Raw genomic sequence first — 9,944 nt, forward strand, 5'->3', positions numbered from 1 at the left:
CCGATGGGCACCCCCCAACCCTCGGCAGACCCGACCACCCACCCGGCACCGGAACGCAAGGTCGCTCTGGTCACCGGCGCAGCCCGTGGCATCGGCGCCGCGATCGCCGCCGAACTGCACCGACGCGGCCTGCGGGTGGCCCTGCTGGACCAGGACGACACCGGCGCCCGCGCCCTGGCCAAGTCCCTTGATCCGGACGGGGATTCCGCCATGGCGGTGCACGCCGACGTCAGCGACCCCGAGGGGACAGAGCGTGCGGTGCGGGCGGTGTCCTCGGCGTGGCGCAGTCCCGATGTGCTGGTCAACAACGCGGCGCGGACGGCGCCCGGCTCGGTGTGGGACGTCGATCTCGACGAGTGGGACGCGCTCATGGCCACCAATCTGCGCAGCGTGCTCGTCCTCACCCGCCTCTGCGCACCGGCGATGCGGGAGCGCGGCTGGGGCCGTGTCATCAACCTCGCGTCGCTCGCGGGGCAGCAGGGCGGGCTGGTCGCCGGTCCGCACTACGCGGCGGCGAAGGCGGGGGTGCTGGTGCTGACCAAGGTCTTCGCGCAGGAGCTCGCTGCCCACGGTGTCACTGTCAACGCGGTGGCTCCCGCGGCCGTACAGACGCCCGTGATGGACGATCTCCCGGCCGAGGCCTTGCAACGTGCCGCCGACCGGATTCCCGTGGGCCGGTTCGGGCGGCCGGAGGAGGTGGCCGCCCTCGTGGGACACCTGGCGGGGGAGGACACCGGGTACATCACCGGCGCGACCCTCGACGTCAACGGCGGATTGTTCATGAGATGACGGCAAGGGCCCGGCGTAAGGTGCGGAGGTCGGAAGGGACATGCACATGGACGGGGATGGACCTGCGCGGACGGGTCCCGCTGAGCAGCTGATCGGGCGCGATCACGACCTGGGACTGGTCCGGGGTTTCGTCGACGAGGCCATGGTCTCGGGCGGGGCTCTGCTGTTGTCCGGTGACGCGGGAGTCGGCAAGACGGTGTTGCTTGACGCCGCGGCCGGACAGACGCACGGCGCGGGCGCGCGGGTCGTGCGGGCCGCCGGTGTGGAGTTCGAGAGCACCATCAGTTTCGCCGGTCTGCACCAGGTCCTTCAGCCGCTGCTGGCCGGGCTCGACCGGCTGACCGACCCGTACCGCACCGCCCTGAGTGTCGCGCTGGGCCTGGACCAGGGCGCGCCGTCCGATCAGCTGCTGGTGTCGAACGCGGCGCTGACCCTGCTCGTCCAGGCCGCCGCGGACCGCCCGTTGCTGGTGATCGTCGACGACCTCCCGTGGCTGGACCGTGCCAGCGCCGTGGTGCTGGGCTTCGTCGCCCGCCGTCTGGCCGGCAGCCGGGTCGGCTTCCTCGGCGCCTACCGGTCGGGGGAAGGAAGCTTCTTCGAGCGCGGCGGGGTACCCCATCACCACGTACAGCCTCTCGATACGACGGCTGCGGCGGCGCTGATCGAGGCTCGTTCCCCGTCCCTGGCCCCGCGCGTCCGTGAGCGCCTGTTGACGGAGGCGCAGGGCAATCCGCTGGCCCTGCTGGAGCTGCCCGTGGCGCTCACCGGTCCGCAGCGCTCCGGCGCCGCGGTGCCCGAACTGCTGCCGCTGAGCCACCGCCTCCAGGCCGTGTTCGCGTCCCGCGTCGAGACCCTGCCCGCGTCCACCCGGCTGCTCCTGCTGTACGCGGTCCTGGACGGCACCGGCGATCTGCGGGTCCTCGCGGCGGCCACGCCTCAGGGGACCGGCACGGAGGACCTGGCGCACGCGGAGCGGGCCGGACTCGTGGACGCGACCACCGGACGGCTGGCGTTCCGCCATCCCCTGACGCGCTCCGCCGTCGTGGAACTCGCCACCAGCGAGCAGGGCCGCGAGGTGCATCGTGCCCTCGCGGAGTACTGGGCCGACCGCCCCGAGCGACGCGCCTGGCATCTCGCCCATGCCACGGTCGAGCCCACCGAGGACGTCGCGAGCCTGCTGGAGGCGGTGGCGCGCGACACCGTGCGGCGCGGTGACGCGGGCGGCGCCATCGCCGCGCTGCTGCGTGCAGCCGAGCTGAGCCCGCGCGGTTACGAACGCAGTCGCCGGATCGCCGAGGCGGCCTATCTCGGCGCGGATCTGACCGGCGATCTGCGCGATGTGCCCCGGCTGCTCGAAGAGGCGCGCCTGGCCGACGGCGGCCGGGCGGGGCCGTTGGTCGCCGCCGTCGCGGCGGCACACCACATCCTCCTCAGCGGTGAGGGCGACCTGGACACCGCCCACCGGCTGCTCGTCGGCGCGATCGACATGCAGCACCAGCCGTACGACGCCACCGATCCGACCATGATCGACGCGCTGTACACCCTCGCCTGGCTGTGCCAGAGCAGCCAGCGTGCCGAACTCTGGAAGCCGTTGCACCGGGCGCTCGGCCTGCTGAAACCGGAGATCCCGGACCAACTCGCCCTGACCGTCGGCACGATGGCCGATCCGGCGCGTACGGCGCCGCCCGCGCTCGGGAAGCTCGACGAGGCCATCGCCTCCCTGGACCAGGAGGCCGACCCGGTCCGCGTCATCCGGCTCGCCATGACGTCCCTCTATGTGGACCGGTTGCCGGCGTGCCGGACGGCGCTGCGACGGGTGCTCCGCGACGGGCGGGACAACAGCTCGCTCACCGTGGAGATCCAGGGGCTGGTGTACCTGGGCCGTGACCATTTCGCGGCGGGTGAGTGGGACGAGCTGGAGGCCCAGGCCGCACAGGGCCGGGACCTGGGTGACGCGCACAGCTACCAGCTGCTGTCGACGGAGTTCCTGTACCAACGTGCGCTGGTCGCCGCCGCCCGCGGCGACGAGACCACCACTCGGGCCCTCACGGACGAGATGACCCTGTGGGCGACACCGCGCGGTGTCGGCTCCTATCTGTCCTGCGCGTCGCACGCGAGGGCGCTCGCCGCGCTCGGCCAGGGCCGGTTCGAGGACGCCTACCGGCACGCGTGCGCCATCAGCCGCGCGGGCGAGCTGGCCTCGCACGTCCCGCCGGCCCTGTTCGTCGTCATGGACCTCGTCGAGTCCGCGGTCAGAACGGGCCGCGCATCGGAGGCGACGGCTCATGCCGCGGCGGCTGACGAGGCGGGCGTCGCCGCGATCTCGCCGCGGCTCGCCCTGCTCGTGAAGGCGTCGGCGGCGATCGCCGCCGACGACCAGGAAGCGCTCGGCCTCTTCGAGGAGGCGCTCGCCGTGCCCGGCACCGACCGCTGGCCCTTCGAACTGGCCCGGGTCCGCCTGGCCTATGGCGAACGCCTCCGCCGGCTGAAGTCCACCACAGAGGCGCGCACCCAACTCGCCGACGCCATCGACACGTTCGAGCGGCTCGGCGCCCGCCCCTGGACCGCCCGGGCGGGCAACGAGCTGCGGGCGACCGGCCTGTCCGTCACGGCCGCCGGGGCCACCGGCCAGGCGTCACTGACTCCCCAGCAACGGGAGATCGCCCTGCTCGCGGCGGCCGGCCTCACCAACAAGCAGATCGCCGAACGCCTCTTCCTCTCCCCCCGCACCGTCGCCGCCCATCTGCACCAGCTCTTCCCGAAACTGGGCGTGGCCTCCCGCGCCGCGTTGCGCGACGCGCTGGCGGACCTGCCGCCTGACTAGAGCGGCAGGGGTGCTCGGCTCAGAAGATGCCCTGCCCCGGAACCAGGATCCCCTTCGGGTCGTACGTCTTCCGCGCCTGGGCGAACCGGTTCCAGGCCGGCCCGAAGTGCCGCTTCCAGTCGGCGTGTTGGAAGGGGATCGAGCCGACCGGGTACTGGGTGCCGCCGGCCGCCCGGACCGTCTCGTACGCGGACCGGTTGGCGGCCAGCAGTCGTCCTACGGTCGCGGTGTCCTCGGGCGGCGCGGCCCGGAGGACCGCGAACAGGTAGGGCATCGGGTCGTCGGGCATCCGCAGCAGCGGTGTGTGGAGGTGCTCGCGCAGCAGGGGATACAGGAGGACGACGCCGGGTCCGAGGTCGGCCGGGGTGAGTGCGTCCAGCAGGGTGCCCGCCACCTCCGCGGTTCTACGGCCCGGCATGACCACGTTGAGCCAGGGGTGGGCGTAGGCCCACAGGCCCGCTTCCTTCAGCGCGGCGACGGAGGCGGCGAGCCGGTCGAGGAAGTCGTAGTAACCGAGGTCGGTGATCTGCGCGCCGGACGCGACGTGGCGCAGCCCCCGCAGGAGAACCGCATCGTCGGGGGTGTCCCCCACCGGCGGGCCGTAGGCGACGGCCTCGATGGCGAACTGGTTGAAGGCCCCGGCGGTGTCCGCGCCGACCTGGCCCTCCAGGTAGGCGAAACGCCCCTCGGTGGCGAGGAGTTGCTGGTCGTCGAGGAAGGTCTGGAGGTCGTCGTACGGCAGGAGGTAGTGCCGTACGGTCTCCGGGGCCGGGACCAGGCGCAGGGTGGCGCCGACGATCACCGCGCACTGTCCCAGACCGGCGAGCACGGCGTGGAAGAGGTCGGAATGGCGGGTCGGGGAGCAGCGGAGCAACTCCCCTGCTCCGGTGACGACTTCGAGTTCCAGGACGTTGTCGACCTGGGCACCCTGCTGGTGGCTCTGGCCGCCGAGGCCGCCGACGGAGAGGGTGCCGCCGACGGAGAGTTCGAGGTAGTCGGTGAAGACGGGTGGGGTCAGCCCGTGGGCGATGGCTGCCTTGGCGACGTCGCTCCATTTGGCGCCCGCGCCGACCGTGACGCGTGAACTCCCCGTCCGTACCGGGCCGATGGAGGCGAGCGGCCCGGTCTCGATGATCAGACCGCCCTCGACCTGCGCCTGTCCGTTCGTCCCGTGGCCCTGTCCGCGCGGAGCCACACGGAGTCCGTGCCGATTGCAGAACCGGACCATCGCGACGACGTCCCGCACGGAGCCGGGTCGCAGCACCGCGGCCGGACGCCGGTGCACGATGTGCCCGAAGTCGTCGGCGTCGGCGGTCAGCGAAGCGTCGTCGGTGTGGAGCGTCCCGTCCAGATGAGGGACGCCGCTGAGCGGTCGGCCGGTGTCGGTCACCGCCCAGCTGCGCGTGAAGGGATCGAAGCCGATCACCACGGCTGAACCTGCGACCAGGCCGCGCAGAGCGGTGCGTCGAGACGGGGTGCGGGGCATGTGGTCCTCCTGAGACCGTCCGGCTGAAACGATCAACGACGGCTCAGTCTAGGCATGTTGGGGCCTGGAGAAGGGTTCCGTCCCGGCGAGTTCCCCGACCGGTTCGGCACGTGCCGCGCCGACCCGATCTCGCTAGTCGTCGCCCTGACTGCTCGAGTTCTGGCCCCACCGCCGCTTCTTGTCGGAGCTGCGCAGGAGTTCGCTCGCGGAGAGGGTCACGGTCGCCACGACACGGGCCCAGCGGGGTCCGCCGCGCTCGGCCCAGAACACACACGCGCACCCGCCGATGAGGAGCACCACGAGGCCTAGCAGAACTGCACCGATCATGTTTCCCACCCCTGTCGCGTACGGTCCCGTGACACGTACGTTCCTGATGATCTTCTCAGGTCCGGGGCAAACCGGGCCACCCCTCCCGCATCCACGCGCGCGTGCCGAACGAGGCGCATGCCCGGGAAGCCACGACGGCTGCCGCGCTCAGCGCCTCCGCGAAGTCCTCCGAGGTCAGGTGGCCCTCCACGAGGTAATACGCGAGAGCCCCGTGCAGAACATCACCCGCGCCCACCGTGTCCGCCACCTCCACCGACGGCACGTCCACCGTGCCTGCGCCGTCCGGGCCCGCCCAGACGACGGGGTCCGCTCCCCCGCTCACCGCCGCCCAGGCAACCCCGCGGTCCCGCAGGAAACGCAGCGTGTCCGCCGGTGTGCTCGTGCCGGGTGGGCGGAAGTCCGCCGAGCAGACGGCGACGTCGATGAACGGCAGCAGGTCCTCGGTGCCGGGCTTCCAACTCCCGCCGTCGAAAAGGGTCTTACGGCCGAGGGCACGCGCGGAGCGGGCTGCCGCCACAGCCAGTTCCATGTGATGCCCGTCGAACTCGACGATGTCGCAGGCCGCCACCAGAGCGTCGAGGTCGTCGGGCGGAGCGAGCCGGTGTGCCGTCGCGTTGGTCGAGGCGACGGCACGTTCCCCGGTGGACGCGGTCACCAGGACGGAGGAGACGGCGGGCGGCTGCGCCGAGTGAGCGGCCAGGTCGTAGACGGTCACTCCCAGCGCGTTCAGGTCGGCCGCGACGCCAACTCCCAACGGGTGGACGCCCATTGCGGTCAGGAGTGTGGCCGTGCCGCCCAAGTGACTGAAGGCGACAGCCGCGTTGGCCGCCGGGCCACCCGCGGCGACCACTTGCTCCCGGGCCGTGAGTTTCTCGTTCGAGCCGGGTGCGTGGTCCACGAGCTGGATGACGTCCAGGGTGCACAGACCGACGAACAGTCCTGTGGGGCGTCCTCTCTTCACCGACAACCTCCTCACGCCATTTACTAACAATTGGTTGAGCAGTCCAGGCTGATAAATCTAGTGTTAGTACCCATGAAGGTGGACAGTCCGAATGACACTGCCCGGCTCGCGACCGAGCTACGACTCGCGGTGGGCCGGCTGACTCGACGCCTGCGCCAGGCGCACGCCGTGGGGGACGTGTCGCTCTCCGGCGTCTCGGTCCTGGCCCGGCTCGCCCGGGACGGTTCCGAGTCGCCGACGTCCCTCGCCGAGGCGGAGCGGGTACGCCCGCAGGCCATGGCGAGCACCCTCGCGCTGCTCGAACAGCGCGGGCTGGTCCGCCGTAGCCCCGATGCCGCGGACGGGCGGCGGAGCATCCTGGCGATCACGGACGAGGGACGCGCCGTGCTGGCCGAGCGGCGCTCGGCGTCGGTCCACCGGCTCGGGGCCGTCCTCGACGAGTTCACCGCGGAGGAGCGCGCGACCCTCGCCGCGGCTCTGCCCCTCCTCGACCGACTGGCGGAGCGACTGTGACCGAGCGCGCGCACATACCCGGCGACGGACAGGGGAACGGGGACGGCCGGCCGTCGCTGCTGAGCACCGTGCGCTCGGGTCGCCGTAAGGACACTCCCCCCGGGCCGAACTACAAGTGGGTCGCGCTGTCGAACACCACGCTCGGCGTGCTCATCGCCACGATGGACGCCTCGATCGTGATCATCTCGCTGCCCGCGATCTTCCGCGGCATCGGCCTCGATCCGCTCGCGCCGGGCAACATCGGCTATCTGCTCTGGATGATCCTGGGCTATCTGCTGGTCTCGGCGGTGCTGGTCGTGGTGCTCGGCCGGCTCGGTGACATGTTCGGCCGGGTGAAGATCTACAACATCGGCTTCCTGATCTTCGCGTGCGCGTCCGTGGCGCTGTCCCTGGACCCGTTCCGGGCGGGTGCTGGGGCGATGTGGCTGATCCTGTGGCGCGTGGTGCAGGCTTTCGGCGGTTCCATGCTCACCGCCAACTCGGCCGCGATCCTCACCGACGCCTTCCCCGCACGGCAGCGCGGAATGGCGCTCGGCATCAACCAGATCACCGCGCTCGCCGGCCAGTTCCTCGGCCTGCTCGCCGGTGGGCTGCTGGCCGTCGTCGACTGGCGCGCGGTGTTCTGGGTGAGCGTGCCGATCAGCATCACCGGCACGATCTGGTCGTACCTGAGCCTGCGCGAGACCTCGGCGGGCCGCCCCGGCCGCATCGACTGGCTCGGCAACCTCACCTTCGCGGCGGGCGCCGGCATCCTCCTCGCGGGCATCACCTACGGCATCCAGCCCTACGGCGGCAGCGCCACCGGCTGGGGAAACCCATGGGTCCTCAGCGGCCTGATCGGCGGCGTCGTACTCCTGCTGATCTTCTGCTACGTCGAGACACACATCGCCGAACCGATGTTCAACCTCGCCCTGTTCAAGGTGCGCGCCTTCGCCGCGGGCAACCTGGCGGCCCTGCTGACCGCGATCGCGCGGGGCGGGCTCCAGTTCATGCTGATCATCTGGCTGCAGGGGATCTGGCTGCCGTTGCACGGCTACGACTACGAGGACACCCCGCTGTGGGCGGGCATCTTCATGCTGCCGCTCACGGTCGGTTTCCTCGTCGCCGGGCCCATCTCGGGCTATCTGTCGGACCGGTTCGGCGCGCGCATGTTCTCGACGGTCGGGCTGGTCGTCGTGGCGCTGTCCTTCCTCGGTCTGCTCGCGCTGCCCATCGACTTCGACTACGGCATGTTCGCGGCGCTGCTGCTGCTCAACGGCCTGGGCCAGGGCATGTTCTCCGCGCCGAACACCTCATCCATCATGGGCAGTGTGCCCAGCGAGTACCGGGGCGTCGCCTCGGGCATGCGCTCCACGTTCCAGAACTCGGGCACCGCCCTGTCCATCGGGGTGTTCTTCTCCCTGATGGTGTCCGGGCTCGCGTCCTCGCTGCCCCGGACGCTGAGCCAGGGACTCCAGGCGCACGGCGTACCGACCGGCGCGGCCGAGCAGGCGGCGTCGCTGCCGCCGGTGAGCACGCTGTTCGCCACGTTCCTCGGCAACAACCCGATCCAGCACCTGCTCGCGTCCAACGGAACCCTCGACCACGTCACCGCGGCCCAGCGTGCCGTCCTGACCGGCCACACCTTCTTCCCCCAGTTGGTCTCGGGTCCGTTCCACCACGGTCTGACCATCGTCTTCAGCGTGGCCGCGGGCATGGCCCTGGTCTCCGCGGTCGCCTCGGCCCTACGCGGCGGCCATCAGCCCGGCCCGGAACCCGAGCCGACACCGGCGGATCGGCCACCGGCCTCCACGGAGACACCCGAGACTTCGCAGGCGGGGCCGGGCGGACAGTCGTAGAAAGCGAGTTGGCACCCTTCGGCGTCGCGAACCACGACTACGCCTCTGAGCGGTGCCTACACGTGTCAGGTCACCAGGAACCGCGGCTCTGCGAGGGCTCGGCCGGCTGCTTCGCCGGGAACACGGAGCCGCCGCCGAACATCGGGGCGGGCACGGGCACCGACGCCTTCGGCTCGGTCTCGCCGAGCATCATGTCGGGGTCGAACATGACGATCACGGCGGCGACCAGCAGGACGAGGAGCGGGCCGGCGAGCATGACCAGGAGGAAGGCGACCAGGTCGGCCGAGGACTGCGAGGCTCCGGCCACGTTCGTGAGATGGACGGAGACCGCGGCCATGCCGGTGTAGTGCATGCCGGTCACGGCAACGCCCATCACCAGGCTCGCGCCGAGGCTCGCCCACAGCGCGTGGATGGAGACGGCCGCCCACAGTGCCGCGGTGGCGGCGGCTACCGCGATCACGATGGAGAGCGCCACGGTCGCGGGGTCGTAGTGGAGGGTGCCGTTCGTGTGGATGGCGGCCATCCCGAGGTAGTGCATGGCCGCCACACCGAGCCCGGTGACCGTGCCGGCCACGCCCAGGTTGAGCGGCGAGCCGCCCCGGTAGCCGACGAGGAACACTCCTACGGCGACCACCGCGATCGCCACGACGAGGCTCAACAGGGTCTTCGTGGCGTCGTAGTTGACCAGCGCGCCCTCGACGCTGAAGCCGATCATGGCGATGAAGTGCATGGTCCATATACCGCAGCCGATCGAGACGGCACCCAGCGCCAGCCAGCGGGCTCTGTGCTGCGGGCGGCGCAGCGAACGGGTCGTGCAGCGCAGCCCGAGGGCCGCTCCCAGACACGCCATCAGATAGGCGGCGACGGGGGTCACCGCGCCGTAGTAGAAGTCGGAGACGGTGGCGGCGGATGCTGTGACGGTCATGGACGGTTCCCTTCACGTACGTACCGGCGGACGGCAGCGCAGTCGCGGTGTGCCGGCACGGTGACGTGGCGCACGCTCCCGTCCGGCGGACCGCGGCGGGGCGCGGGTCGTGCCGGGCACGGGCCGGTGTTCGGGCCTCCGGTCGGGAGGGGCGCGGGGACACAGGGTGCGCTACGGCAGGGGCGCGCGCGGATCGACCGCTCCCGCCCCTGCCGCACGTTCGTACCGGCTCGGCCGGGCGGACTGACCTGCGCGAGCGCGCGGACATCCTGCTGACGTAC

At 71.6% G+C, this 9,944-nt stretch carries 8 protein-coding genes; 4 read left to right on the forward strand and 4 right to left on the reverse strand.

All coding sequences use genetic code 11. The features are described from left to right. Positions 1–3: 3 nt before the first annotated feature. Both SPR02S_RS44675 and SPR02S_RS44680 read left to right on the forward strand, forming a co-directional pair. A complete protein-coding gene (locus SPR02S_RS44675) occupies positions 4–789 on the forward strand; it encodes an SDR family oxidoreductase (protein WP_019063559.1) in 786 nt (261 codons plus the stop codon). Between the two features lie 46 nt (positions 790–835). Beyond that, positions 836–3,613 carry an ATP-binding protein gene (locus SPR02S_RS44680; protein ID WP_026151447.1) on the forward strand — a complete coding sequence of 926 codons (2,778 nt, stop codon included), beginning with the start codon at positions 836–838 and terminating at the stop codon, positions 3,611–3,613. A gap of 19 nt (positions 3,614–3,632) precedes the next feature. Here the strand turns inward: SPR02S_RS44680 and SPR02S_RS44685 are convergent, their stop codons facing one another. From SPR02S_RS44685 to SPR02S_RS44695, 3 genes are all read right to left on the reverse strand, one after another. Beyond that, on the reverse strand, positions 3,633–5,099 hold the full coding sequence (locus SPR02S_RS44685) for an FAD-binding protein (RefSeq protein WP_019063561.1): 1,467 nt from the start codon (positions 5,097–5,099) through the stop codon (positions 3,633–3,635). A gap of 132 nt (positions 5,100–5,231) precedes the next feature. Next, a complete protein-coding gene (locus SPR02S_RS44690) occupies positions 5,232–5,426 on the reverse strand; it encodes a hypothetical protein (protein ID WP_026151448.1) in 195 nt (64 codons plus the stop codon). Between the two features lie 55 nt (positions 5,427–5,481). Then, positions 5,482–6,387 carry a PfkB family carbohydrate kinase gene (locus SPR02S_RS44695; RefSeq protein ID WP_019063563.1) on the reverse strand — a complete coding sequence of 302 codons (906 nt, stop codon included), beginning with the start codon at positions 6,385–6,387 and terminating at the stop codon, positions 5,482–5,484. Between the two features lie 72 nt (positions 6,388–6,459). Between SPR02S_RS44695 and SPR02S_RS44700 the strand changes: the two genes are divergently transcribed. Together SPR02S_RS44700 and SPR02S_RS44705 are read left to right on the forward strand one after the other, a co-directional pair. After that, positions 6,460–6,900 (forward strand): MarR family winged helix-turn-helix transcriptional regulator, encoded by a 441-nt coding sequence (locus SPR02S_RS44700; protein WP_019063564.1) that lies wholly within the window; start codon positions 6,460–6,462, stop codon positions 6,898–6,900. Next, a complete protein-coding gene (locus tag SPR02S_RS44705) occupies positions 6,897–8,738 on the forward strand; it encodes an MFS transporter (protein ID WP_019063565.1) in 1,842 nt (613 codons plus the stop codon). The genes SPR02S_RS44700 and SPR02S_RS44705 overlap by 4 nt, the downstream gene beginning before the upstream one ends. Positions 8,739–8,808: 70 nt before the next feature. On the opposite strand, the gene SPR02S_RS44710 is transcribed toward SPR02S_RS44705, so the two are convergent. After that, complete coding sequence (locus SPR02S_RS44710) at positions 8,809–9,663, reverse strand: MHYT domain-containing protein (RefSeq protein WP_019063566.1); 855 nt, start codon at positions 9,661–9,663, stop codon at positions 8,809–8,811. Positions 9,664–9,944 lie beyond the last annotated feature (281 nt).

Origin of the sequence: Streptomyces prunicolor NBRC 13075 (assembly GCF_000367365.1) — a bacterium.
In the GTDB taxonomy this organism is placed as follows: Bacteria; Actinomycetota; Actinomycetes; order Streptomycetales; family Streptomycetaceae; genus Streptomyces; species Streptomyces prunicolor.